The following is a 25,332-nucleotide window of genomic DNA, read 5'->3' as shown; positions in this document are numbered from 1 at the left end:
TGCCTGGGCTTCGATGCGTTTTTGTCGAATGCCGCCATGCGTATTTTGGCAAGCCGTGCATCACCGCAAGGGATGCACGGCTTTCGCCGTTCAGGGGCATGCAAATCTTCAGGGAAAAGACATGAAAAAACGCCGCCTCCCGGAGAGAGGCGACGCTGCATGCGAGCGGACCTGACGTCTCGCTCGAAGGATCAGCCGACGTTGCGCGTGCGGATGAAGCCGAGCGGGCCGAGCGGTGCGTCCAGGACGACGTTGCGCACGCGGGACTGGGCCTTGGGGGCTTCGCCGTTCCAGGCGATCTGTACGAAGTTCGGCTTGCTGAAGATATACAGCATTGTCTTTTGTCCTTGAAACCCGAAGCCACATGCCCCGGCTGTGTGATGGGCTGGATATAGGCATGTCCGGACGGAAAACCATGGTCGTTCACGGCGCTGGATGTCGCAAAAGGAATATAGCGACGGGGCCGCCTGAACTGTGTGATGCCGTGTTGCGCAAATACATCTTTTTGCCTTGCCGGATTGCGGCAGAATTGCGCTGGATCAGGGCTTTTCGGCGACGGGCGGCAATGTTAGGAGGGCCTATGACAAGAACGATCATGCTTCAGGGCACCGGCTCGGATGTCGGAAAAACGGTACTGGTTGCGGGCCTGTGCCGCATTGCCGCCAATCGCGGGCTGACGGTGCGTCCCTTCAAGCCGCAGAACATGTCGAACAATGCCGCCGTTTCCGCCGATGGCGGCGAGATCGGCCGCGCCCAGTGGCTGCAATCGCTCGCCGCCCGCGTGCCATCCTCCGTGCACATGAATCCGGTGCTTCTCAAGCCGCAGTCGGATGTCGGCAGCCAGATCATCGTGCAGGGCAAGGTGTTCGGTCAGGCGAAGGGGCGCGACTATCAGGCGCTGAAGCCGAAGCTGATGGGCGCCGTCATGGAAAGCTTCGAGACGATCGCCACGGGGGCCGATCTCGTCATTGTCGAGGGGGCGGGCTCACCAGCGGAAATCAACCTTCGGGCGGGCGACATCGCCAATATGGGCTTTGCGACGCGGGCCGGCGTTCCCGTCGTGCTCGTCGGCGATATCGACCGCGGCGGCGTCATCGCTTCGCTGGTCGGGACGCATGCCATCCTGCCGGAGGAAGACCGCCGCATGGTCACCGGCTACCTCATCAACAAGTTCCGCGGCGACGTCACGCTGTTCGATGAGGGGATTGCGGAAATCGGTCGCTTCACCGACTGGCCCTGTTTTGGCGTCGTGCCTTGGCTGAAGGATGCGGCGCGGCTGCCGGCGGAGGATTCCGTCGTTCTGGAGCGGCTTGCCTCGGGCGGCGAGGGGGCCTTGAAGGTTGCCGTGCCCGTGCTGCCGCGCATCGCCAATTTCGACGATCTCGATCCCCTGAAGGCCGAGCCTCAGGTCGATCTCGTCTTCGTGCGGCCGGGCGAACGCCTGCCGGCCGATGCCGGGCTCGTCGTGTTGCCCGGGTCGAAATCCACCATCTCGGACCTTCGCGATTTCCGTGCGGCCGGGTGGGACAGGGATCTGGCCATGCATATGCGCCGGGGCGGCCGTGTCATCGGCATTTGCGGCGGCTACCAGATGCTGGGGGCTCGCGTCACCGATCCGCTGGGCATCGAGGGCAGCGAGCTCGAGGTCGAAGGGCTTGGCCTGCTTGCCGTCGAGACCGAAATGGCGCTTGAAAAGACCGTGCGCAACAGCGCAGCCCGCTCCCTGCAATATGATGTGCCGCTGGAGGGCTACGAAATCCATCTCGGCCGCACCACGGGGCCGGATGCATTGCGACCGGCCGTCAGCATCGACGGCCGCCCGGATGGGGCTGTCTCGCCCGATGGCCGCGTGATGGGCACCTACCTGCACGGCATTCTTTCGAGCGACGCCTATCGCGCCAGGCTGCTTGCCGATTTCGGCATCGAAGGCGGCGGGTTCGATTATCGCGCCAGCGTCGATGCCGCGCTGGACGGTGTCGCGGCGGAGCTGGAGGCAGTTCTCGACCGTCAATGGTTGGAAGGCCTCTTCGGCGCTTCTGATTAAACCGGCTTCCTGAAACGTACAGCCATCGGGTTTCTCCGCCACCTGACTGCCGCACCAAAGTTGCGCCAGAATTCGGTGCGAGGAGTGACGGAAATTCGCCCGATTGTCGGGCGTCGATGCCTGCGCGCGATCCGAAAGGGTGAAATATATGGGTTCTGGTCTTCTCGCACGTTCCGTTCTGGCCAGCCTGGTCGGGCTGTCGCTCGCCGGACTTCCGGCGGTGGCCTTTGCCCAGACCGCCAAGGAGACCACCAGTGCCGGAAAGCGCTGGGAAGAGGAGTTCTCCCTTTGGCAGAAAGTCTCCTCCGGCAGCGATCTTGCGCAATATGAAGGCTACCTGACGCAATATCCCAACGGCACATTCGCCTCCATGGCGCGCCTGCGCATCGCCGAGTTGCAGGCTGCTGCCAAGAACAAGCCGGCCGCTGCCATTGCCGATGAGGCGGCTGCCAAGGCCAGGGCCGAAGAGGCTGCCGCTGCCGAAAAGGCGAAGGCCGAGGACGCGAGGAAAACGGCCGAAGCGGAAAAGGCCAAGGCGGCGGAAGAGGCCAGGGCGGCGGAAGAAGCCCGCAAGGCCGAGGCGGCCGAGAAAGCCGCGGAAGCGGAGAAGGCCAAGGCGGAGGCGGAAGCCGCACGCCTGAAGGCGGCAGACGAAGCGAAGAAGGCGGAGGAAGCGGCCGCCACCCGCAAGCTTGCGGAAGAGAAGGCTGCTGCCGAGGAGAAGGCAAAGGCAGAAGCAGCTGCCGCGGAAAAGGCGCGCGCCGAGGAAGCGGCCCGCCTCAAGGCCGAAGCCGAGAAGAAGGAAGCGGCCGCACGCAAGCTCGCCGAGGAACAGGCGGCCGAGGCAGAGCGCCTGAAGGCGGAAGCGCAGGCCGCTGCCGACAGGGCGAAGGCGGAGGAAGCCGCACGTCTCAAGGCCGAGGCGGACCGCAAGACGGCGCAAGACGCTGCGGCTGCGGAAAAGGCCCGCGCCGAACAGGAGGCCGCTGCCCGCCGCGAAGCCGAGGCCAAACGGGTCGAAGCGGAAAAGGCCGCCGCTGCCGAAAAGGCGCGGATCGAACAGGAAGCCGCCGCCGCTCGCAAGCTCGCCGAAGAGAAGGCAGCCGAAGTGGAGCGCCTGAAGGCGGAGGCCGCCAGGGCTGCGGCCGATGCCAAGGCCAAGGCCGATGAAGCAGCGCGCCTTGCCAGCGAAGCGGAAAAGCGCGCGGATGAAGCTGCCGCTGCCCGCAAGCAGGCCGAGAGCGGCCGGGCCGCCACCGCGACGGACGAAGCCGCGAAGGACAATCGCGCCCTTGCCGCCGAGAAGGCGGATGCTGCCAAGCGCGAGGAAGAGACATTCCAGAAGGCCGTGCTCGAAGGCTCCGAAAAGTCTTTCCGCGCCTACATCGCCCAATATCCGAACGGTCGTTTCGTGGCGGATGCCCGCGAGCGTCTTGCCGCGCTGGCCGGCAATGCCGGGCAGAAATCCGAAACGGCGACGGCTGAAGCCGAGCGCAAGGCCGTTCAGGAGCCGGTTGTCGATCCGCGCGAAGCCTATATGGGGCGCAACACCCGTATCCAGGCACAGCGCTGGCTGAGTGCGCTCGGCTACAACACCTATGGCGCCGACGGCGTCTTCGGCCGTCGTACCCGCGCGGCGGTCGCGGCCTGGCAAGGCGCTTCCGGCTATCGTGCCGACGGCTATCTGTCGCGCCAGCAGTACCGCGCGCTGCGGCAGGATGCGGAATATGCCGCTGCGCAGCAGCAGCAGCAGCAGCGTCAGCGGCAGCGCCGGTACCAGCAGGACTACGATGTGCTGGAAGGACCGGTCGACGGTTATTATGACGATCCCTACTACCGTGAGCGCCGCTACTACGACCCTCGCGGCGGCGTAGTAATCATCCCCGGCTATTGAGTTTGCGACGACCGGACGGCGGTTTCAGCACAGGTGATGGCGCTGCCGGTCGATTGACTTGTGGGGGTCAGAAGCATAATCATCTGGATATTGGATGGTTCCCGGATCCGGAAACGGATCGGGGAGTAAATGGGAATGTGACGCGGCGGACCCAATCAGGGCGCTGCAATCACGGCCGACCCCGCGACTGTAGAGTAGCGAGGGACGCCCATCCGGCGGGAGGACATGCGCGACAGCGTGGCAATGGTGCCCGCGAACCGCGCCTGAAGGCCGGCCGGAAAAGCCACTGGGTGGTATTGCGATAAGCCAAGGCTGGACGCCTCTATGTCTACGAATCGTCCGTCTTTCGCGATGCTGAAGCCCGGGAAGGTGAGGGTGCCCCGCAGGTGTTGAAAAACGCCGGACGCTGCGAGCCAGGAGACCTGCCAGACAATGAGGGCCTGTTGCCCGACCCGGGGAGGGACTTCCCCAACGCCTGCACGGAGGTTGTCATGGCTGTTACTACTACGTCTTCTGTTACCCTTTCCGCAAACGATCGTCTTGTCGCCGGCGTTTTCGCGCTGCTGCTCGGTGCCTTCCTGGTTTTCGGCGCCGGCCTTGCGAATTCGGCCGTGCTGCACGATACGGCGCACGATACCCGTCACTCCTACGGCTTTCCCTGCCACTAAGGAGTTCCTGACATGATCGTTCGTTATCTCCTGGCCGCTCTGGTGGCCGGGCTGTTCTCTGGCGTCCTGATGACGGCCGCCCAGGAGGCACGAGTCGTGCCGCTCATCCTGCATGCCGAGGAATTCGAGGGCGGCGAGGAAGCCGCACCCGCCGCCGAAGGCACAACGCCCGCAACCGAGGGTGCTGTCCACACGCAGGAGCATTCCTCGCTCGGCGCCGTCATCCTCGACGTCGCCTCCTACCTGTCGCCGGTTTCCGTCGCCTACGCCCATGCGGGCGAGGACCACGACGAGGGCGGCATCATGTTCGGCATGAGCCGGTTCTCCGGCACGCTGCTGGCAAATCTCGTGGCGGGCACCGGTTTTGCGCTGCTGCTGGCGGGCTTCAGCCTGGTTTCCGGCAACCCGATCACCGTCGCCAACGGGGCGCTGTGGGGAGCCGCCGGCTGGCTTGCGGTGCACATGCTACCGGCCATAGGTCTGCCGCCGGAACTTCCTGGTTTCCCGGCTGCCGATCTCGGCGACCGTCAGGCCTGGTGGATTGCGACCGTCATTCTCTCGGCGGCCGGTCTCTACCTCCTGTTCCTCAAGCAGGGCATCGTCGCCAAGGTTATCGGCCTCGTGGTGATCGCGGCGCCGCAGGTCTATGGCGCGCCGCAGCCGAGCGACATTTCCAGCAACGTCCCTGCCGTTCTCGGTGCGGAATTCGCTGTCGCTGCGCTTGCAACGACGCTGTTCTTCTGGATCGTGCTCGGCCTCTCGCTGGGCTTTGCCAACGAGAAGATCGCCAAGGCTGACTGATATGACCGTGACATCGCCCGGAGCCGTCCTGGTCCTGGGCGGTGCGCGTTCCGGAAAATCCGCTTTTGCCGAGAGGCTGGTCGCTGAGACCGGCCTCTCGCGTCATTATATCGCCACGGGCCGCGCCTGGGACGACGAGATGCAGGCGCGCATCGCCAAACACCGGGAAGACCGCGGACAAGGCTGGGAAACGCACGAGGAGCCGCTTGCGCTCGCCGCGCGCATCGCCGATGTCGCGCGTGCGGACCGCGCGATCCTGATCGATTGTCTGACGCTCTGGCTCACCAACCTGATGCTGGAAGAGCGGGACATCGCCGCTGAATTTGCCGGTCTCATCGAGGCCATCAAGACGGCGCCGGGACGGCTGGTCTTCGTGTCGAACGAGGTCGGCCTCGGCATCGTGCCGGAAAACCGCATGGCGCGCGAGTTCCGCGACCATGCCGGGCGGCTCCACCAGCAGGTGGCCGCCCTTGTGCGAGAAGTCTATTTCGTAGCGGCCGGACTGCCGCTGAAAATGAAGGGTTGAGCCAATGCTGCAACAGAAAATCCCCGCCACCGTCATCACCGGCTTTCTCGGCGCGGGCAAGACGACGATGATCCGCAACCTCCTGCTGAACGCCGGCGGAAAACGCATTGCGCTGATCATCAACGAGTTCGGCGATCTCGGCGTCGACGGCGACGTCCTGAAGGGCTGCGGCGCGGAAGCCTGCACCGAGGACGACATCATCGAGCTGACCAATGGCTGCATCTGCTGCACGGTCGCCGACGATTTCATCCCCACCATGACCAAGCTGCTGGAGCGGGAGAACCGCCCCGACCATATCGTCATCGAGACGTCGGGCCTTGCGCTGCCGCAGCCGCTCATTGCCGCCTTCAACTGGCCGGAAATCAAGACGCAGGTGACGGTCGACGGCGTCATCACCGTGGTGGACAGCGCCGCAGTGGCCGCCGGCCGCTTTGCCGACGACCATGACAAGGTCGATGCGCTGCGCGCCGAGGACGAGAATCTCGACCATGAAAGCCCGCTGGAGGAACTCTTCGAGGACCAGCTGACCGCCGCCGACCTCATCGTGCTCAACAAGGCGGATCTCATCGACGCGGCCGGTCTTCAGGCCGTGCGCGCCGAGGTTTCTTCCCGCACCACCCGCAAGCCCTCGATGATCGAGGCGCGGAACGGTGACGTCGCCGCTGCCGTGCTGCTCGGCCTTGGCGTCGGCACGGAAGACGACATCGCCAACCGCAAGTCGCATCACGAGCTGGAGCACGAGAACGGCGAGGAGCACGACCACGACCACGACGAATTCGACAGCTTCGTCGTAGAACTCGGCGCCATCGCCGATCCGGCCGCCTTCATCGAGCGCCTCAAGGGCGTGATCGCCGAGCATGACGTGCTGCGCGTCAAGGGCTTTGCCGACGTACCCGGCAAGCCGCTGCGCCTGCTCATCCAGGCCGTCGGCAGCCGTATCGACAACTACTTCGAGCGTGCCTGGACGCCGGGCGAAGCCCGCAACACCCGCCTCGTCGTCATCGGCCTGCACGACATGGACGAAGCTGCCGTCCGCGCCGCCATCGCCGCAGCGGTGTGATATCGGCATGAATGTGTGGTGGCACCCCCCTCTGGCCTGCCGGCCATCTCCCCCGCAGGGGGGAGGATCGGCAAGCGGCAAGACCTTCGCCCGGCTGGCACCGTCAGGGAGGGGGAAAGCCTCGCATCGTCTGTTTTCTCCCCTTGCCAACGCATATCGACAGGCAGGAGGCGTCCCATGCACCTCCTGCTAGCCCAGAAGGGCACCATTGCCGACGGCAAGGAGGCGATCGACCTCGGCCAGACGCCGGGCGATATCCTCTTCCTCTCCGCTGCGGATACGGAGCTCGCCGCCATCGCCGCCGCCCATCGTGCACGGGGCGGCGAAACGCGCCTGCGCCTCGCCAGCCTCGCGACCCTGTCGCATCCGATGTCGGTCGATACCTATATCGAGCGCACGGCGCGTCACGCCAGGCTCATCGTCATCCGCGCGCTCGGCGGGGCCAGCTATTTCCGATACGTGCTGGAAGCCCTGCTGGCGACGGCCGTCGCCAATGGCATCACGCTCGTCGCGCTGCCGGGTGACGACCGGCCCGACGACGGCCTCATCCCCTTCAACCGCGTCGACGACGGGGAACGCCAGCGCCTCTGGGCCTATCTGAACGAGGGCGGCGCTGACAATGCGGACCGCTTCCTTGCCTATGCGGATGCGGTTGTCTTCGGTGGAGAAAAGCCGGAGCCGGCGACACCGCTCGACAAGGCCGGCATCTGGTGGCCGGGGCGGGGCGTCGTTGATGTCGCGACATGGCGTGAACTGTCGGAAAATGTGGCAATCCCTGCAGGATCAGAACCGCCGACCGCCGCCATCTCCTTCTACCGCGCCTATGTCCAGAGCGGCGAGACGCGTCCGGTCGAAATGCTTATCGATGCGCTTGCCGCCGAGGGTGTCCGCGCCCTGCCGCTTTTCGTTTCCAGCCTCAAGGATCCCGCCTCCATCGAGACGGTGCGCGCCGCCTTCGCGGCGATCCACCCGGAAATCGTCCTCAACGCTACCAGCTTTGCCGTCTCGGCTCCCGGCGCCGGCCGCAAGCCGACGGTGCTCGACGAGACCGGCTCTCCGGTGTTGCAGGTCATCTTCTCCGGTTCTTCGCGCGAGGCCTGGGAAGCCTCCGGGCAGGGCCTGACGGCACGCGACCTCGGCATGAACGTCTCGCTGCCGGAGGTCGATGGCCGCGTGCTTTCCCGCGCCGTCTCCTTCAAGGCCGCCGCGCGCTACGACGAGCGGGTCGAGACCAATATCGTCAGCCTCGATCCGGTCGAGGACCGCATCCGCTTCGTCGCGAGGCTCGCTGCCGGCTGGGCGCGGCTTCGCCGTGCTTCGCCGCGTGAGCGCCGCGTCGCCCTCATCATGGCGAACTATCCGAACCGTGATGGCCGGCTCGGCAATGGCGTCGGCCTCGATACGCCGGCCGGCACGATGGAGGTGCTGCGCGCCATGGCGGCGGAAGGCTATGCGGTCGCCGGTCTTCCGGCCGACGGCGATGCGCTGATCGCCCACCTGATGGCTGGCCCGACCAATTCGGCGAGCGACGGCCGGGAAATCCGCGAGACGCTTTCGCTGAGCGATTACAACGCTTTCTTCGCCTCGCTTCCGGAATCGATTCAGCAGGAAATGACGGCGCGCTGGGGCGGGCCGGAGGATGATCCCTTCGTCACTGGCGATCTTTTCGCGCTGCCGCTTGCCCGCTTCGGCGAGACATTGGTCGGTATCCAGCCGGCGCGCGGCTACAATATCGATCCGAAGGAGACCTACCATTCGCCGGACCTCGTGCCGCCGCATGGCTATCTCGCCTTCTACGCCTTTCTGCGGCAGCACTACGGTGCGCACGCCATCGTGCATATGGGCAAGCACGGCAATCTCGAATGGCTGCCGGGCAAGGCTCTCGCGCTGTCGGAAGCCTGTTATCCGGAAGCGGTGCTCGGTCCCGTGCCGCATCTCTATCCGTTCATCGTCAATGATCCAGGCGAGGGCACACAGGCCAAGCGCCGCTCCGCCGCCGTCATCATCGATCACCTGACGCCGCCGCTGACACGCGCCGAGACTTACGGCCCGCTGAAAGACCTCGAAGCGCTGGTCGATGAATATTACGAGGCTTCCGGCGGCGATCCGCGGCGTATCAAGCTGCTCTCGAGGCAGATTCTCGATCTCGTGCGCGACATCGGCCTCGACCATGATGCCGGCATCGCCATATCCGACGGCGAGGATGCCGCGCTCCAGAAGCTCGACGCCTATCTCTGCGACCTGAAGGAAATGCAGATCCGCGACGGCCTGCACGTCTTCGGCGTCTCGCCGGAAGGCCGGCTTCTCACCGACCTGACGGTCGCGCTTGCCCGCGTTCCGCGCGGTCTTGGCGAAGGCGGCGAGGCAAGCCTGCAACGGGCCATTGCAGCCGATGCGCTGGGCGGCGTGGCGTTCGATCCGCTCGATTGCGTCACCTCCGATCCTTGGACCGGCCCGCGCCCTGAGCTCCTTGCGGCACAAACGGATGCCCCCTGGCGCAGCAATGGCGACACGGTGGAGCGCGTCGAATTGCTGGCGGCCCGTCTGGTGGATGGCACACTGGCCTGCCCGGAAGACTGGCACGCCACGCGCGCGGTGCTCGACACCATCGACGCGACGATCCGCCCCGCCATCGCCGCCTGCGGCCCGGCGGAGATCGCGGCGCTGATGCGCGGCCTCGACGGGCGCTTCATCGAGCCCGGCCCCTCCGGCGCGCCGACGCGCGGGCGGCCGGACGTGCTGCCGACGGGACGCAATTTCTATTCCGTCGACAGCCGCGCCGTGCCGACGCCGGCCGCCTGGGAACTCGGTCGGAAGTCCGCCGAACTCATCGTCACCCGCTATGCGCAGGATCATGGCGAATGGCCGACCTCCTTCGGCATCACCGCCTGGGGCACCTCGAACATGCGCACCGGCGGCGACGACATCGCGCAGGCCATGGCGCTGATCGGTGTGAAGCCGACCTGGGACATGGCGTCCCGCCGCGTCACCGGCTTCGAGATCATCCCGCCTGCCATGCTCCGCCATCCGCGCGTCGACGTGACGCTACGCATTTCCGGCTTCTTCCGCGATGCCTTCCCCGAGCAGATCGCGCTTTTCGACCGCGCGGTGCGCGCCGTCGGGGCGCTGGAGGAGGACGATGCGGATAATCCCATCGCCGCCCGCATGCGGGCGGAAGCAGCGGCGCTCGCGGCCAGGGGGGCGTCGGAAAGCGAGGCGGCCAGACAGGCCGGTTTCCGAATCTTCGGTGCGCAAACCGGTGGCTACGGCGCCGGTCTCCAGACCGTGATGGATGAGGGCGTGTGGACCGAGCGGGGCGACCTTGCCGAAGCATGGCTCGCCTGGGGCGCGCATGCCTACGACGGGACGGGCGATGCCGTGCCGATGCGCGAACGGCTGGAGGCGCGCATGAAGAGCCTGCAGGCGGTGATCCAGAACCAGGACAGCCGCGAGCACGACCTGCTCGACAGCGACGAATATTACCAGTTCGAGGGCGGCATGGCGGCGGCGGCGGCACATCTTTCCGGCCAGCAGCCCGTCATCTACCACAACGACCTGTCGCGCCCGGAAAAGCCGGTGGTGCGCACGCTCGAGGAGGAGATCGGCCGCGTCGTTCGCGCCCGCGTCGTCAATCCGAAATGGATCGATGGCGTCATGCGGCATGGCTACAAGGGCGCCTTCGAGATTGCCGCGACGGTCGACTTCATGTTCGCCTTCGCCGCAACGACCGGCGCGGTGAAGGATCACCATTTCGAGGCCGCCTATCAGGCCTATGTGCTGGACGAACACGTGCGCGACTTCCTCATGGAGAAGAACCCGGCGGCGCTCGCCGAACTGGCGGCGCGCTTTGGCGAGGCGATCGACCGCGGCCTTTGGACGCCGCGGTCCAATTCGGCGCGCTACGAGCTGGACATGCTCGGCAAGCGCAGGGCCTCATGACAAGCATTCAGGATCGAAGGGAAAAGACATGAGCGAGAATCACGATGAAACCGCCGGCATGAGCGAAGCCGAACTCGCCCGCCATTCGGAGAAGATGGCGAAGAAGAAGCAGGCGCGCGAAAAGATCATGGCGACCAAGACCGACGAGAAGGGCCTGGTCATCGTCCATACCGGCAAGGGCAAGGGCAAGTCGACTGCTGGCTTCGGCATGATCTTCCGCCATATCGCGCACAAGAAGCCCTGCGCCGTCGTGCAGTTCATCAAGGGCGCGATGGTGACGGGCGAGCGCGACCTCATCGAGGCGCATTTTTCCGATCTCTGCCAGTTCTACACGCTCGGCGAGGGCTTTACCTGGGAAACGCAGGACCGTGCCCGCGACGTGGCGGTGGCGCAGAAGGCCTGGGAAAAGGCCAAGGAACTCATCCGCGACGAGCGCAACTCCATGGTGCTACTCGACGAGATCAACATCGCGCTGCGCTACGACTATATCGACGTCAACGAGGTGATCTCGTTCCTGAAGGCTGAAAAGCCGCACATGACCCATGTCGTGCTGACCGGGCGCAACGCCAAGGAAGAGCTGATCGAGATTGCCGATCTTGCAACCGAGATGGAACTTCTGAAGCACCCGTTCCGCTCGGGCATCAAGGCCCAGCAGGGCGTGGAATACTAGGACCGATTGACCTGAACTGAATGTCGATCGATCCTAGAGCAATTCCGGTAAAAACCGGATCACCGCAATTGCTCCAGGGGTTTGTTTTTGCCGCATTATCCGACGCCGAAGCGATGCCGCTTCGGCTGGAAATGCTCTAGCCTTACCACCCAAGCCAGACCCTGAGGGGATGGCTCTCGTCGGCCATCAGGCGGATGGCCAGCGCGATCGAGGTGATGACGAGGAGCGGCTTGATGATCTTCGCGCCGTTCTTCATCGCCACGCGCGAGCCGGCCTGCGCACCGAGAAACTGGCCTGCGCCCATCACGAGGCCGACTTTCCACAGCACGACGCCGTAAAGCAGGAAGACGATGAACGAGCCGGCATTGGAGCCGAAGTTCAAAAGCTTGGTATGTGCCGTCGCCTTCAGCACACCGAAGCCGGCGAGCGTGACGAAAGCCAGCATGAAGAACGAGCCTGTGCCGGGGCCGAACACGCCGTCATAGAAGCCGATGGCCGGCACGATGGTGACGGTGAAGAGGAAGACGCTCATGCGGCGATGCTTGTCGACATCGCCGATATTCGGCTTCAGCCCGAAATAGATGGCGATGGCCACCAGCAGGAACGGCAGGATCGCCTGCAGCACGTATCCGGGCATGATCGTCGCCAGCAACGCTCCGAAAACCGCACCGAGCGCCGAAAGCGCTGCCATCGGCAATTGCTTGCTGAGCCGCACATGACCGGCGCGCGCATAGGCGAGGGTCGCCGAGCCCGAGCCGAACAGCGATTGCAGCTTGTTGGTGCCGAGCGTTTCCAGCGGCGGAATGCCGGCGATCAGCATGGCGGGAATGGTGATCATGCCGCCGCCGCCTGCAATGGAATCGATGAAGCCGGCGAGAAACGCGGCAAGGAACAGGAAGAACAGGACGTGGAGGGCAATATCGGCCACGAGGGACCTCGGAGAGAGCGGGAAAGGACTTGGCTGCCCTTCTGTCAGACTGGGCGGCAAAAGCAAGGCCCGCCGCCCGTCTGCCGGATGCTTGGCGGCTTGCGGCACAGCCCTTTGCGGGAAAATATGCCTGCCGATCCGCTGCGGGCATCGGGTGTGCCGCATCCGGCATGGTCCGTGCCGCAATCCGGTTTGACCGGTCTGGCGCCCTCCGCTACTAACAGGATTGCGACGGTGCCCCGAGCGGGCCGAGCGGTGTCCGGTGCGGCTGACCCAGAGGGGCTTCATCCGGAACTGTCGGAAACGGCATGGCCGGGCCCTTTCGCGCAGAAATTTGCGAGAGACCGCCAATGCGCGCCGAGGCCCCATCATCCGATACCGCACGACGATCGCTTGTCCTCGGCCTTGGCTGCGAACGCGGCACGCCGCCGGACGAACTCGTCGCTCTCGCTGTCTCCGTCATTGCCTGCCCGCAGGATGTCGCCTTCGTCGCGACGCTGGATGCGCGCGCGCAAGAGCCGGCCATGCATGCCGTCGCCCGGCATTTTTCAGCGCCGCTCGTGACCTTTCCTGCCGACCGGCTGGAGGCGGAGACGCCACGCCTTGCCAATCCTTCCGATCTCGTCTTCGCCTATACGGGTTGCCATGGCGTTGCCGAGGCGGCAGCGCTGGCGCAGGCTGGCATGAATGGCCGGCTGGTTGTGGAGAAGACGAAATCCGCGCAGGCGACAGTGGCAGTCGCCGAATGTTTTCAGTCGCTTGCATCCGTTCCTTCCGCAAGTGATTCTGCCCCTTCGCATTCTGATTCAAGCCGGGAGCACGCCTGATGCACGCCCTGTTCTCCGCCCTGCCGTCGATGGAAAAAGGCAGCGTCTGGCTCGTCGGCGCCGGGCCGGGCGATCCGGGCCTCCTGACGCTGCACGCCGCCAATGCGCTGCAGCAGGCCGATGTCATCGTGCATGACGCGCTGGTCAATGCAGAGTGCCTGTCGCTCGCCCGGCCCGGGGCCGTGCTGGAATTTGCCGGAAAGCGCGGCGGCAAGCCCTCGCACAAGCAGCGGGACATTTCGCTTCGGCTCGTCGAACTGGCCCGCGCCGGCCACCGCGTGCTCCGCCTGAAGGGCGGCGATCCGTTCGTCTTTGGGCGCGGCGGCGAGGAGGCGCTGACGCTTGTCGAGCACGGCATACCCTTCCGCATCGTGCCGGGTATCACGGCGGGCATCGGCGGGCTTGCCTATGCCGGTATTCCGGTGACGCACCGCGAGGTCAACCACGCCGTCACCTTCCTAACGGGCCATGATTCCTCCGGTCTCGTGCCGGACCGCATCAACTGGGAGGGCATCGCCAAGGGCTCGCCCGTCATCGTCATGTATATGGCGATGAAGCATATCGGCCAGATTGCCGCCAACCTGATCGCCGGCGGCCGTTCGCCGGACGAGCCTGTCGCCTTCGTCTGCAATGCCGCGACCGCTGAACAGACGGTTCTGGAAACGACGCTTGCCCGCGCCGAAGCGGATGTCGAGGCGGCCGGCATCGAGCCGCCGGCCATCGTCGTCGTCGGCGAGGTCGTGCGCCTGCGCGGCTCGCTCGACTGGCTCGGTGCGCTGACCGAGGGCCGCAGGCTTGCGCCCGATCCGTTCGGCTCGCGCGAAATGAAGGATCCGGCATGAGCGGATTGCTCATCGCCGCGCCGGCGTCCGGCTCCGGCAAGACGACGGTGACGCTCGGGCTGGCGCGGGCGCTGGCCGATGCCGGCGTGCGTCTCGTCTCGGGCAAGGCGGGGCCGGACTATATAGACCCGGCCTTCCACGCCGCCGCCAGCCGCAAGCCTTGCCTCAACTACGACCCCTGGGCCATGCGCCCGGAGCTCATCCGCGCGAATGCCGCCATTCAGGGCGGCGAGGGCGATTTCCTGCTGGTCGAGGCGATGATGGGCCTTTTCGACGGGGCTGCCGATGGCACCGGCGCGCCGGCCGATCTTGCCGTGACGCTGGGTCTTCCGGTCGTGCTCGTCGTCGATTGCAGCCGCATGTCCCAGTCCGTCGCCGCGCTGGTGAAGGGCTATACGGACTTTCGCGGCGATGTGCGCGTGGCGGGCGTCATCCTCAACAAGGTCGGCAGCGCCCGGCACGAGGCAATGTTGCGCGGCGCGCTGGAGGCGAGCGGCATCGAGATTTTCGGCGTTCTGGGAAGCGATCCTGCGCTCGCCCTGCCGGAGCGCCATCTTGGCCTCGTGCAGGCCGGCGAGCATGGCGCACTCGAAACGTTTATCACCCATGCGGCTGATGTCGTGACGCGCTGCTGCAACCTCGAGCGCCTCCTTGCCGTGGCGGCGACCCGGCCTGTGCAGCCACCGGCTCCGTCCGCCCTGCGCCTGCCGCCGCTCGGCCAGCGGATCGCCATTGCGCAGGACCAGGCCTTCGCCTTCACCTATGAACATCTGCTGATGGGCTGGCGTGCGGCGGGGGCGAGTCTTGCCTTCTTCTCGCCGCTTGCCGACGACGCGCCGGCCGCCGATGCCGATGCCGTCTACCTGCCCGGCGGCTACCCGGAACTGCATGCCGCGACCCTTGCCAATGCCGGCCGTTTCCGCCAAGGCATGCAGGATGCAGCGCGCCGGGGAGCGCGCATTTATGGCGAATGCGGGGGCTACATGACTCTGGGGGAGGCTCTGGTTGCTGCGGATGGATCCCGCTACGGCATGCTTGGCCTCCTGCCGCTCGTCACCAGCTTTGCCGAGCGCCGGCGCCATCTCGGCTATCGCCGCGTGAGGCCGCTCGCCGGTTCCGGCTTTGCCGCGCCGATGACCGCGCACGAATTCCATTATTCGACGGTGGTTCACGAGGGGGAGGCGGACCGCCTCTTCGCCGTTACGGATGCCATGGGCGAGGATCTCGGCGAGGCCGGCCTGCGTCGCGGCGCTGTCAGCGGTTCCTACATGCATCTGATCGACCTTGCGCCGGAGGCGGCATGAGCGCGCCGCGCATCGTCCATGGCGGCGGCATTGCAGCGGCGGCCGCGCGCTTCGGTGGCCGGCCGGAGGACTGGCTCGACCTTTCCACCGGCATCAACCCCAATCCCGTTGCCGTGCCTGACGTGGACGTTGCGGCCTGGCACCGCCTGCCGGATCGCCACAGGCAGGATGCGGCCCGCGCCGCCGCCGCCCGCTACTACGCCACGCCGAATGCCCTGCCGCTCCCCGTTCCCGGTACGCAATCCGTCATCCAGCTCCTGCCGCGCCTCGTGGCCCCGGGCCGCCGCGCCGCGGTGCTTGTCCCGACCTATGGCGAATATGCCCGTGTGCTCGCCAATGCCGGCATAGCGGTGGATCGCGTCTCCCGCCTCGATGAAGTCACCGAGGCGCACGGCCTCGTCGTCGTCGTCAATCCGAACAACCCGGACGGCCGGCTTTTTGCTCCTGACGAACTGCTCGGCCTCCACGCCCGTCTATCGGTGAAGAGTGGCCTTCTCGTCGTCGACGAGGCATTCGGCGACATGCGCCCGGACGGCTGCATCGCGCCGCTTGCGGGCGATGGAATGCCCGGCCTTGTCGTTTTCCGTTCCTTCGGCAAGTTCTTCGGTCTTGCCGGCCTGCGACTCGGCTTCGTGATCGGCGAGACGGCGGTGCTGGAGCGTATCGAGGACGGGCTCGGCCCATGGGCCGTCTCCGGCCCGGCCCTGACGATCGCCACCAAGCTCATGGCATCTGACACGTCCGGTATTCATCGTGCCATCGAGGAGCGCAAGGCGGCGCTCGATGCAACGCTCCGGGCGGCCGGTCTTGCAGTCGCGGGCGGAACCGGCCTCTTTTCCCTCGTTGAAAACCCGGCGGCCGCAGCGATCCACGAAGGCCTTTGCCGCCACCATATTCTTGTGCGTCCCTTTGATTATGATTCTCGCTGGCTGCGCTTCGGCCTAACGCCGGATGCGGCGGCGGATGCAAGGCTTGCCGCGGCGCTGGCCGATGTGGTGCACTGAGCGATGACCGAGACGCTGTTCATCCTGTTCTTCGCGCTCGTGCTGGACCGGTTCGTCGGCGACCCGGATCAGCTCTGGCGGCGCGTGCCCCATCCGGTCGTGCTGTTCGGCAAGGCGATCGGAACGATGGACAGGTTCCTCAACGGAAAACGCCTTTCCGCCGGCATCAGGCGGTTCAACGGCGCTGCCGGCATCGCCGTGCTGCTTGCCGCCAGTCTCTTCCTCGGCTTCCTCCTGCACCGGCTTCTCGCGCCGCTCGGGATCATCGGTGCGCTTATCGAGGTCGTCATCGTCGCCGTCTTCCTTGCCCAGAAAAGCCTGCACGATCATGTGCGCGCCGTCTCGATCGGCCTCAGGCAGGGCGGCATCGAGGGCGGGCGGCAGGCCGTGTCGATGATCGTAGGCCGCGACCCGGCGACACTGGACGAACCGGCCGTCTGCCGTGCCGGCATCGAGAGCCTTGCGGAAAATTTTTCCGACGGGGTCGTTGCGCCGGCCTTCTGGTACGCCCTGCTGGGCCTGCCGGGCCTCTTTGCCTACAAGATGCTGAACACGGCCGATTCGATGATCGGCCACAAGAACGAGAAATATCTCGATTTCGGCCGTGCGTCCGCCCGGCTCGACGATCTTGCCAACTGGCCGGCCGCGCGCCTCTCCATCCTGTTCATTGCCGCCGGTGCATGGATGGCCAGGGGCAGGGCGGCCGCGCGTCTGGCGATCGGCACGGCGCTGCGCGATGCGGGGCTCCACCGCTCGCCCAATTCCGGCTGGCCCGAGGCGGCGATGGCGGGTGCGCTCGGCATCGGCCTTGCCGGCCCGCGCATCTACGGCGGCACGCGTGTCGATGAGCCGATGATGAATGCCAGCGGCCGCACCGTGGCGGCGGTTGCCGACATCGACCTGTCGCTGCGCATCTTCTACGCGGCCTGCGCCGCTCTTGCCGCCGCGGTCCTGCTGGCGGCGTTTCTATCCGCGTTGCTCTGAGGCCCGCGCACGGCTCTTGCTGAAACTTTCCGGCGTCAGTCGTTGCCGGCGTAGCGCATCAACCGGTCCATGTCGGGAACTGTCAGGTGTCGGTTGTTTTCGATGCGGATGACGTTTTCCTTGCGCAGCTTGGTGAACTGGCGGCTGACGGTCTCGATCGTCAGGCCGAGGAAATCGGCGATATCGGCGCGCGAAAGCGGCAGGTCGAAGGTCGACATGTCGACGCTTTCCGGGTCGATATGGACGGCGATGAGGTAGAGGAAGCTCGCCACCTTCTCCTGCGCCGTCTTGCGGCCGAGCGTCAGCATCCAGTCGCGCGCCTCGTCCAGCTCCTTCAGCGCCTGCCGGTGCAGCTTGTGCTCCAGTTCCGGCGTCTTCTTGACGAGCCGGTCAAGCACGTTGCGCGGGAAATTGCAGACTTCGCTGTCGGTCGCCGCTTCCGCAGTGATGGCGCTTTCCTCGATGAACGGGCGGCCGAGGAAGTCGGGGGCGAATTGCAGGCCGACGATCTGCTGGCGGCCGTCCGCCATCACCTTCGTCAGCTTCACAACGCCGCGCATGATGTTGGAATAGTGCACCACCGTCTCGCCCTGGCCGATCACCTCGGTGCCGCTTTCCAGCCGGTGGCGGGTGGAGTGCTTGTTAAGCTCGGTCAGCTGCTCGGCCGTAAGTACGCCGCAAACCCCGCCATGACGGGCTTCGCATGCCTGACAGACAAGTGGAATGTCGGAATTATGGATATCTTTGCGGCGAACTTCCATATCGGCTTCCCTTTTGCCGCGCAGCTGTCGGCGTGCTAGTGCCGTGCTATCGCACGCAGACGTGAACATAAAGCGTATCGCCGCGTGGCAAAATAGCGCCTCCTGACGATTGTCAACTTGTAGCGTACCTGCGCCCGCATTCATTTGATCAAAATCAAATCGTGACGCGCCTTTCGGGGGTATCTGCCTTGTAAGCAAGGAGAGACCCATGCAGGACGCACTCGTAGAACGCCTTTCATCGCCGGTGCCGCGCTATACCAGCTACCCGACCGCCCCGCATTTCAGCGAAAGCATCGGGCCGGACGTCTATGCGGACTGGCTCGGGGCGCTGGGACCGGCGAATCGCCTGTCGCTCTATGCGCATATCCCCTATTGCGACCGTCTCTGCTGGTTCTGTGCCTGCCATACCAAGCAGACGCTGCGCTACGAGCCGGTGGAGGCCTATCTGAAAGGGCTGCATGCCGAGATCGCCGCCATCGGCGGTCGCGTGTCGCGCGAAGTGCCCGTGACGGCGCTGCATTTCGGCGGCGGCTCGCCGACCTTGCTGCGGCCGGCCGACATGATCGCGCTGAAGCACTGTCTCGACCGCAGCTTCGCCTTCGCGCCGGATGCCGAAATCTCCGTGGAAATGGACCCGAACGACCTCGACGAGGCGCGGCATGACGCACTCGCCGCCATCGGCATGACGCGCGCCAGCCTCGGTATCCAGGATTTCGACCCCAAGGTGCAGAAGGCGATCAACCGGATCCAGACCTTCGAGCAGACGCGCGGCGTGGTGGAAGCGGCGCGGGCAAGGGATGTCGGCTCGGTGAACTGTGATATTCTCTATGGCCTGCCGTTCCAGACGATGGAAACGCTGGCGCAGACCGTCCGCGCGGTCATCTCGCTTGCGCCGGACCGCATCGCGCTCTTCGGCTATGCCCATGTGCCGTGGATGAAGAAGCACCAGACGATGATCGATGAAGCGGCGCTTCCGGGCATCGTCGCGCGGTTCGAGCAGATGAGCATGGCGGCGGACATGCTTCAGGCGGCGGGCTATGAGGGCATCGGCATCGACCATTTCGCCTTGCCGGCCGACGGGCTTGCCGTCGCCTCGCGCAACGGCACGCTGCGCCGCAATTTCCAGGGCTATACCGACGATCAGGCCGATGCGCTGGTCGGGCTCGGCGCGTCGGCCATCGGCCAGCTGCCGCAGGGCTACGTCCAGAACATGCCGGCCACCGGCGAATATCTGCGCCGGGTGGAGGAGGGCGGTCTTGCCGCCGTGTGCGGTTATGCGCTGACGCAGGAGGATCGCGCCCGTGCCTGGGTCATCGAGCGGGTCATGTGCGATTTCGGCTTCTCCTTTGCCGATCTGGCCGCCCGCCACCGGATCTTCGCCGCCACCATCAGGGCGGAAGCCTGCGGTTTTGCGGCAGCGGATCGGGATGGTCTTTGCCGCATCGAGGGGGATCGTTTCCTGCTGACGCCGGCGGGCCAGCCCTTCGCCCGCACGGTCGCGGCCGTGTTCGATGCGCATCTTGCGAGCGGTCGCGGGCGGCATTCGATGGCGGTCTGATCCTTGGTTGCAGCCATGTCCTTTGCGCAACACAGCTTCGCGGATCATGCGAGGGCCCTCATCAAAGCCATTGGCAATCGCATCGGATTTCCATATAGGATCGCCCAACTATAGATTCATGAGGTATGGGCGTGACTGCTACATTCGACAAGGTTGCCGACATCATTGCTGAAACGAGCGAGATCGATCGCGAGACGATCACGCCGGACAGCCACACGATCGATGATCTCGGCATTGACAGCCTGGACTTCCTCGACATCGTTTTTGCGATCGACAAGGAATTCGGCATCAAGATCCCGCTGGAAAAGTGGACGCAAGACGTAAACGAGGGCAAGGTTGCGACGGAAGAGTATTTCGTCCTGAAGAACCTTTGCGCCAAGATCGACGAACTGCGCGCCGCCAAGGCCTGACACAACGGCCCCGGCTGCTTTCGGGCGGCATTGCGCCGGACGATCCCGGTGCATTTGGCTATCGGCCTGCCGTCTTGGCAGGCTTTTCGATTTCGGGACCCTGCCCGAGGGACTAATCCGATGCTGCTAGAATATTTCCAGATGATCGACCGGGTGGAAGCTGTCGACGGCGCACGCCGCGTGCTCAAGGCCCGTTCGGTCGTGCCGTCGAAAAGCCCGGTCTTTGAAGGCCATTTTCCCGGCATGCCGCTCGTTCCGGGCGTGCTTCTGATCGAAACCATGGCGCAGGCCTCCGGCTTCCTCGTGATGGCTGCGAGCGATTTTGCTGCCATGCCATTCCTGATGAGCGTCGACGGGGCCAAGATGCGCACCTTCGTCGAACCCGACGCGGTGCTCGACATCGAGGCCGTGCTGGAGCATGACGGATCGGGCTACGCCGTGACGAAGGCGAAGATTTCGTCTGCCGGCAAGAAGGTGTGCGACGCGCAGCTGAAGCTGCGCACCATGCCCTTTGCCGAGGTGCCGCTCGCCGATATCGTGCGCAAGCGCGCTGGCGAGGTGGGTTTGTTCGAGGCGCTCGCAGCGTCCGCTGAAGGGAAGTGAACATGGCCAAGGCGAACAACGATGTGGTGATCACCGGCGTCGGCATCGTCACCTGTCACGGTGTCGGGGCGGAGGCCCATGTGAAAATCCTCGGCGCTGCAACGGCGCCCGAGCTGAAGATCGAGACAGAGCGCTTCGCGCCCTATCCGGTGCACCCGATGCCGGAGATCGACTGGAACCAGCAGATCGCCAAGCGTGGCGACCAGCGCCAGATGGAGAACTGGCAGCGTCTCGGCGTCTTCGCCGCGGGCCTCGCGCTCGATGATGCCGGCCTCAAGGACGATGCGGACGCCTGCGGCACGATGGACATGATCGTGGCGGCCGGCGGCGGCGAGCGCGATATCAATGTGGATTCGCTAATCGTCGACGAGGGCCTAAAGCGCAACGACCGCGAACAGCTGCTCAACGAGAAGCTGACGACGGAACTCAGGCCGACGCTCTTCCTCGCCCAGCTTTCCAACCTGCTCGCCGGCAACATTTCCATCGTCCATAAGGTCACCGGTTCTTCCCGCACCTTCATGGGCGAGGAAGCAGCGGGCATCAGCGCGGTGGAGACGGCTTTCCATCGCATCCGGGCCGGTCAGTCGACGCATACGCTTGTCGGCAGCGCGCTCGTTGCCGAGCGGCAGGACGTCATTCTGCTTTATGAAGCCATCGGCGCGCATGCGACTGGCGGCTGGACGCCGCTCTGGTCGCGCGATGAGGACGCCGGCGGCGGCATCATCACCGGTTCGGCGGCCGCCTTCCTCATTCTCGAGTCGCGCGAGCACGCGCAAGCACGCGGCGCGCGCATCTATGCGACGATTGAGGCTATCGGCGGCGACCGCGGCGCGCGCGACGAGGGCCGCCTTGAAGCGCGGCTTGAGCGCCTTTCCGAGGGCGCTGCTGCCGGCGGCGAGACCGTGGTCTTCTCCGGTGCCTCCGGCGCGCATGATGCGACGAAGCGCGAAAAGGCCTGGCTCGACAAGCGCTTTGCCGGCAGTGCGCTGCGCGGCTACAGCGCCGTCATCGGCCAGTCGCTCGAAGCGCAGTTCCCGCTGGGCCTCGCCTTCGCCGCGCTGACGCTCGGCGCAGGTGTCAAGGTCGCTCCATTCGACACGGCGGCCGAGGCGGCCATGAATGCGCCAGCCGCGACCGCCGTCGTCACGACCGTCGGTCATTCGCGCGGCGAGGGCGTCGCAATCCTAGTCGCAGAGAAGTGAGGTCACGGCCATGACGAAAGCCGCATACAGGGATCATCTCGGTCGCCCCATCGTCGCCGTCACCGGCATGGGCGTCGTTACCTCGCTGGGGCAGGGGCTCAAGGACAACTGGGCCGCGCTCACCGATGGCGTTTCCGGCATCAAGGGCATCACCCGCTTCCCGGTCGATGGCCTCAATACCCGCATTTCCGGCATGGTCAATTTCATCGAGGTTCCGGTCGAAAACCCCGTCGAACGCTCCTATGCCTATGCCCGCGAGACGACGGACGAGGCGCTGGCGCAGGCTGGCCTTTCCGGCGACTTCGGCGGCCCGCTTTTCCTGGCCGCACCGCCCATCGAGCCCGACTGGCGCGACCGTTTCGCGCTTGCCGACCGCGCGCCGCCCTCGCAGCGCCCCGGCGACGCCTATGACCGCTTCCTGGCCGTGCTGCGTGACAAGCCCGATGCCGACCTGCATGAGGCCTGGGCCTTCGGTTCCATTTCCGAGCGCCTATCCGACCGCTACGGCACGCGCGGCCTGCCGGTGACGCTGTCGACCGCCTGCGCTTCGGGCGCGACGGCGATCCAGCTCGGCGTCGAGGCGATCCGTCAGGGACGCACCGACCGCGCGCTGACCGTCGGCACCGATGGTTCGGTCACGGCCGAGGCGCTCATCCGCTTCGCGCTGCTTTCGGCGCTCTCGACGCAGAACGATCCGCCGACCAGGGCTTCCAAGCCGTTCAGCAAGGACCGCGACGGCTTCGTGATCGCCGAAGGCGCCGCGACGCTGGTGCTGGAATCGCTCGAATCCGCCATTGCCCGCGGTGCAAAGGTTCTCGGCATCCTCAAGGGCTGCGGCGAGAAGGCCGACCATTTCCACCGCACGCGCTCCTCGCCGGACGGCGCTCCGGCCGTCGCGACGATCCGCGCCGCGCTGGAAGACGCCGGCATCGACGAGAGCGGCATCGGCTACATCAACGCCCATGGCACCTCGACGCCGGAAAACGACAAGATGGAATATCTCTCCATGTCGACTGTGTTCGGCGACAAGCTGGCGGGTATCCCGGTCTCCTCCAACAAGTCGATGATCGGCCACACGCTGACGGCGGCCGGCGCGGTCGAGGCGGTGTTCTCGATCCAGACCATGCTGACAGGCACCTTGCCGCCGACCATCAACTACCAGAACCCCGACCCGGCCATCGTTCTCGACGTCGTGCCTGGCGTGAAGCGCGACAAGCAGGTCACTGCCGTCCTGTCGAACTCCTTCGGCTTTGGCGGTCAGAACGCCAGCCTTGTCATGACGGCCGAACCCGCCTAAGCGGGCGGGTCGACAACTTTATACGGAAGAACACCATGCGCGCTCTCCAGCTCATCGACGACCGCAAGCTCGAAATCACCGACGTGCCGGAGCCGGAAGCTCCCGGTCCCGGTGAGGTGACGCTGCGCGTCAAGGCCGTCGCCCTCAACCATATCGACGTCTGGGGCTGGCGCGGCATGGCGTTCGCCAAGCGCAAGATGCCGCTGGTCATCGGCGCGGAAGCGGCCGGTGTCGTCGAAGCGATCGGTCCCGGCGTCTCCAGCGTGCTGCCCGGCCAGCTCGTTTCGGTCTACGGTGCGCGCACCTGCGGCCTCTGCAAGCCCTGCCGCGAAGGCCGTGACAATCTCTGCGAACATGTCGGCGGCGTTTACGGCTTCCATCTCGACGGCTTCGCGCAGGAGAAGATCAACCTTCCCGCCCGCCTGCTGGTGCCGGCACCGCCCGGCATCGATGCGGTCGCCGCGGCGCTTGCGCCCGTTACTTTCGGCACCGTCGAGCACATGCTGTTCGACAATGCCAAGCTCGAACCCGGCGAAACGATCCTCGTCCATGCCGGCGGCTCGGGCATCGGCACGGCGGCGATCCAGCTCGCCAAGAAGATCGGCTGCACCGTCATCACCACCGTCGGCTCGAACGACAAGATCGAGAAGGCCAAGGCGCTGGGCGCCGATCACGTCATCAACTATCGTGAAGACCGCTTCGAGGGCGTGGTGCGCAAGCTCACCAAGAAGAAGGGCGTCGACGTCGTCTTCGAACATGTCGGCAAGGACACCTGGGCGGGCTCGATGCTCTGCCTCAAGCGGGGCGGGCGTCTCGTCACCTGCGGCTCCACCTCGGGCGTTTCCACCGATATGAACCTGATGATGCTCTTCCAGCAGCAGCTCAAGCTGTTCGGCTCCTTCGGCTGCCGCATGGAGAACATGGCCAACGCCATGCAGAAGATGGCGCGCGGCATCGTGCATCCGGTCATCGATACGGAAATCACCTTCGACGGCATCGCGACGGCGCTGGAGCGCATGGAATCGCGCCAGATCTTCGGCAAGATCGTCCTGAAGCTGGATTGATCCTGTGAAGATGATCGTCACGCGTCTGGTTCTTGCGCTCAGGAACACGAAGCAATGGCTGGTGGCGCAGTTCGCCTTCGGCCTGCTCAACCTCCTGAAGCTGCTGCCGGCGGACGGTGCGATCAACTTCGCCGATCGTCTGGTGCGCTGGATCGGTCCGAAGACGCGCCGCCACAAGCTGACGCTGACCAACCTGCGCAATGCCTTTCCGGAGAAATCCGAGGCGGAAATCGAGGCGATCGCGCTCGATGCCTGGGGCAATATGGGCCGGCTCGCCGCCGAATATGTCTTCCTGGACCGCTTGTTCGATTTCGACCCGGAGAAGACGACGCCGGGACGTATCGAGGTCACGGGAATTCCGCTCTTCGTGGATCTTCGCGACAACCCGCGCCCCTTCATCGTCTTCACCGCCCATACCGGCAATTTCGAGATATTGCCCGTCGCCGGCGCGGCCTTCGGGCTGGACGTGACGGTCCTGTTCCGCCCGCCGAACAACCCCTATGTCGCCGAAAAGGTGTTCGAGTTCCGCCGCAAGCGCATGGGAGAACTCGTTCCGTCCCATGCCGGCTCATCCTTCACGCTTGCCCGCAAGCTGGAGAGCGGGGGGCCGGTCGGCATTCTGGTCGACCAGAAGTTCACGAGGGGCCTGCACACGAAGTTCTTCGGCTGCGACGTGCAGACCAATCCGCTTCTCGCCAAGCTCGTCCGACAGTTCAACTGCGAGGTCTACCCGGCCCGCTGCGTGCGTCTTCCGGGCAACCGGTTCCGGCTGGAGCTCGAACCGGCGATGGAAATTCCCCGCCGCGCCAACGGCTCCGTCGATGTGGAGGCGACCGCGCAGATGCTCAATGACAAGGTTGAGCAGTGGGTGCGGGATTATCCAGGCCAGTGGCTCTGGTATCACGACCGATGGAATATCAAGCACGGCCTTATTACTTGAGAGCTT

Annotated in this window: 23 protein-coding genes and 1 riboswitch; of the genes, 20 read left to right on the top strand and 3 right to left on the bottom strand. The window is 65.5% G+C overall.

Translation table 11 applies throughout. The annotated features are described in order from the left end of the window. Positions 1-191 precede the first annotated feature (191 nt). Positions 192-335 (bottom strand): hypothetical protein, encoded by a 144-nt coding sequence (locus tag WA950_RS14370; protein ID WP_424552371.1) that lies wholly within the window; start codon positions 333-335, stop codon positions 192-194. A 245-nt stretch (positions 336-580) separates the two neighbouring features. On the opposite strand from WA950_RS14370, the gene WA950_RS14365 reads away from it, so the two are divergent. The 8 genes from WA950_RS14365 to cobO all read left to right on the top strand — a co-directional run bounded on the left by WA950_RS14365 (position 581) and on the right by cobO (position 11,602). After that, entirely contained in the window at positions 581-2,044 is a 1,464-nt protein-coding gene (locus WA950_RS14365) for a cobyric acid synthase (protein WP_424552370.1), read from the top strand. Between the two features lie 148 nt (positions 2,045-2,192). Further along, entirely contained in the window at positions 2,193-3,938 is a 1,746-nt protein-coding gene (locus WA950_RS14360) for a peptidoglycan-binding domain-containing protein (protein WP_424552369.1), read from the top strand. Between the two features lie 78 nt (positions 3,939-4,016). After that, a riboswitch (cobalamin riboswitch) is annotated at positions 4,017-4,382 on the top strand. A 47-nt stretch (positions 4,383-4,429) separates the two neighbouring features. Beyond that, the gene (locus WA950_RS14355) at positions 4,430-4,606 is read left to right on the top strand and encodes a CbtB domain-containing protein (protein WP_424552368.1); all 177 of its coding nucleotides are present in this window, start codon (positions 4,430-4,432) and stop codon (positions 4,604-4,606) included. Between the two features lie 12 nt (positions 4,607-4,618). Further along, entirely contained in the window at positions 4,619-5,407 is a 789-nt protein-coding gene (locus WA950_RS14350) for a CbtA family protein (protein ID WP_424552367.1), read from the top strand. A gap of 1 nt (position 5,408) precedes the next feature. Then, a complete protein-coding gene (gene cobU, locus WA950_RS14345; protein ID WP_424552366.1) occupies positions 5,409-5,933 on the top strand; it encodes a bifunctional adenosylcobinamide kinase/adenosylcobinamide-phosphate guanylyltransferase in 525 nt (174 codons plus the stop codon). Positions 5,934-5,937: 4 nt separating this feature from the next. Continuing rightward, positions 5,938-6,993 carry a cobalamin biosynthesis protein CobW gene (gene cobW, locus WA950_RS14340; protein WP_424552365.1) on the top strand — a complete coding sequence of 352 codons (1,056 nt, stop codon included), beginning with the start codon at positions 5,938-5,940 and terminating at the stop codon, positions 6,991-6,993. A 177-nt stretch (positions 6,994-7,170) separates the two neighbouring features. Then, on the top strand, positions 7,171-10,932 hold the full coding sequence (gene cobN / locus WA950_RS14335; RefSeq protein WP_424552364.1) for a cobaltochelatase subunit CobN: 3,762 nt from the start codon (positions 7,171-7,173) through the stop codon (positions 10,930-10,932). Positions 10,933-10,960: 28 nt separating this feature from the next. Next, on the top strand, positions 10,961-11,602 hold the full coding sequence (gene cobO, locus WA950_RS14330) for a cob(I)yrinic acid a,c-diamide adenosyltransferase (RefSeq protein WP_424552363.1): 642 nt from the start codon (positions 10,961-10,963) through the stop codon (positions 11,600-11,602). Positions 11,603-11,744: 142 nt separating this feature from the next. Here the strand turns inward: cobO and WA950_RS14325 are convergent, their stop codons facing one another. After that, the gene (locus tag WA950_RS14325; protein ID WP_424552362.1) at positions 11,745-12,530 is read right to left on the bottom strand and encodes a TSUP family transporter; all 786 of its coding nucleotides are present in this window, start codon (positions 12,528-12,530) and stop codon (positions 11,745-11,747) included. Between the two features lie 350 nt (positions 12,531-12,880). Here WA950_RS14325 and WA950_RS14320 point away from each other — a divergent pair, with 350 nt between their 5' ends. From WA950_RS14320 to cbiB, 5 genes are read left to right on the top strand one after another with little or no spacing between them, the layout of a single operon-like run. Then, positions 12,881-13,357: a cobalamin biosynthesis protein gene (locus tag WA950_RS14320; protein WP_424552361.1), complete on the top strand. Its 477-nt coding sequence runs from the start codon at positions 12,881-12,883 to the stop codon at positions 13,355-13,357. Continuing rightward, on the top strand, positions 13,357-14,199 hold the full coding sequence (gene cobA, locus WA950_RS14315; RefSeq protein ID WP_424552360.1) for a uroporphyrinogen-III C-methyltransferase: 843 nt from the start codon (positions 13,357-13,359) through the stop codon (positions 14,197-14,199). The genes WA950_RS14320 and cobA overlap by 1 nt, the downstream gene beginning before the upstream one ends. Beyond that, positions 14,196-15,503 carry a cobyrinate a,c-diamide synthase gene (locus WA950_RS14310; RefSeq protein WP_424552359.1) on the top strand — a complete coding sequence of 436 codons (1,308 nt, stop codon included), beginning with the start codon at positions 14,196-14,198 and terminating at the stop codon, positions 15,501-15,503. Before cobA ends, WA950_RS14310 begins: the two co-directional genes overlap by 4 nt. Then, positions 15,500-16,507, top strand: coding sequence for a threonine-phosphate decarboxylase CobD (gene cobD / locus WA950_RS14305; RefSeq protein WP_424552358.1), 1,008 nt, complete (start codon positions 15,500-15,502; stop codon positions 16,505-16,507). The genes WA950_RS14310 and cobD overlap by 4 nt, the downstream gene beginning before the upstream one ends. A 3-nt stretch (positions 16,508-16,510) precedes the next feature. Further along, complete coding sequence (cbiB, locus tag WA950_RS14300; protein ID WP_424552357.1) at positions 16,511-17,491, top strand: adenosylcobinamide-phosphate synthase CbiB; 981 nt, start codon at positions 16,511-16,513, stop codon at positions 17,489-17,491. A gap of 35 nt (positions 17,492-17,526) precedes the next feature. Here the strand turns inward: cbiB and WA950_RS14295 are convergent, their stop codons facing one another. Beyond that, entirely contained in the window at positions 17,527-18,252 is a 726-nt protein-coding gene (locus tag WA950_RS14295; protein WP_424552356.1) for a Crp/Fnr family transcriptional regulator, read from the bottom strand. A gap of 208 nt (positions 18,253-18,460) precedes the next feature. Between WA950_RS14295 and hemN the strand changes: the two genes are divergently transcribed. The 7 genes from hemN (at position 18,461) to WA950_RS14260 (ending at position 25,326) form a co-directional block, all read left to right on the top strand. Beyond that, a complete protein-coding gene (gene hemN, locus WA950_RS14290; protein WP_424552355.1) occupies positions 18,461-19,810 on the top strand; it encodes an oxygen-independent coproporphyrinogen III oxidase in 1,350 nt (449 codons plus the stop codon). 125 nt (positions 19,811-19,935) lie between these two features. Continuing rightward, positions 19,936-20,220: an acyl carrier protein gene (locus WA950_RS14285; RefSeq protein WP_150129872.1), complete on the top strand. Its 285-nt coding sequence runs from the start codon at positions 19,936-19,938 to the stop codon at positions 20,218-20,220. Positions 20,221-20,340: 120 nt separating this feature from the next. Beyond that, positions 20,341-20,823, top strand: coding sequence for a 3-hydroxyacyl-ACP dehydratase FabZ family protein (locus WA950_RS14280; RefSeq protein WP_424552354.1), 483 nt, complete (start codon positions 20,341-20,343; stop codon positions 20,821-20,823). A gap of 2 nt (positions 20,824-20,825) precedes the next feature. Further along, positions 20,826-22,025 (top strand): beta-ketoacyl-ACP synthase, encoded by a 1,200-nt coding sequence (locus WA950_RS14275; RefSeq protein ID WP_424552353.1) that lies wholly within the window; start codon positions 20,826-20,828, stop codon positions 22,023-22,025. Positions 22,026-22,035: 10 nt separating this feature from the next. Next, positions 22,036-23,322 (top strand): beta-ketoacyl-ACP synthase, encoded by a 1,287-nt coding sequence (locus WA950_RS14270; protein WP_424552352.1) that lies wholly within the window; start codon positions 22,036-22,038, stop codon positions 23,320-23,322. A gap of 35 nt (positions 23,323-23,357) precedes the next feature. Then, positions 23,358-24,386: a zinc-binding dehydrogenase gene (locus WA950_RS14265; protein ID WP_424552351.1), complete on the top strand. Its 1,029-nt coding sequence runs from the start codon at positions 23,358-23,360 to the stop codon at positions 24,384-24,386. A 10-nt stretch (positions 24,387-24,396) separates the two neighbouring features. Next, on the top strand, positions 24,397-25,326 hold the full coding sequence (locus WA950_RS14260; RefSeq protein WP_424552414.1) for a lipid A biosynthesis lauroyl acyltransferase: 930 nt from the start codon (positions 24,397-24,399) through the stop codon (positions 25,324-25,326). Positions 25,327-25,332 lie beyond the last annotated feature (6 nt).

Origin of the sequence: Shinella sp. (genome assembly GCF_049651085.1) — a bacterium.
GTDB lineage: Bacteria > Pseudomonadota > Alphaproteobacteria > Rhizobiales > Rhizobiaceae > Shinella.
Note: the sequence above shows the minus strand (reverse complement) of the source record. Positions and strands in the feature narration are given on the sequence as shown.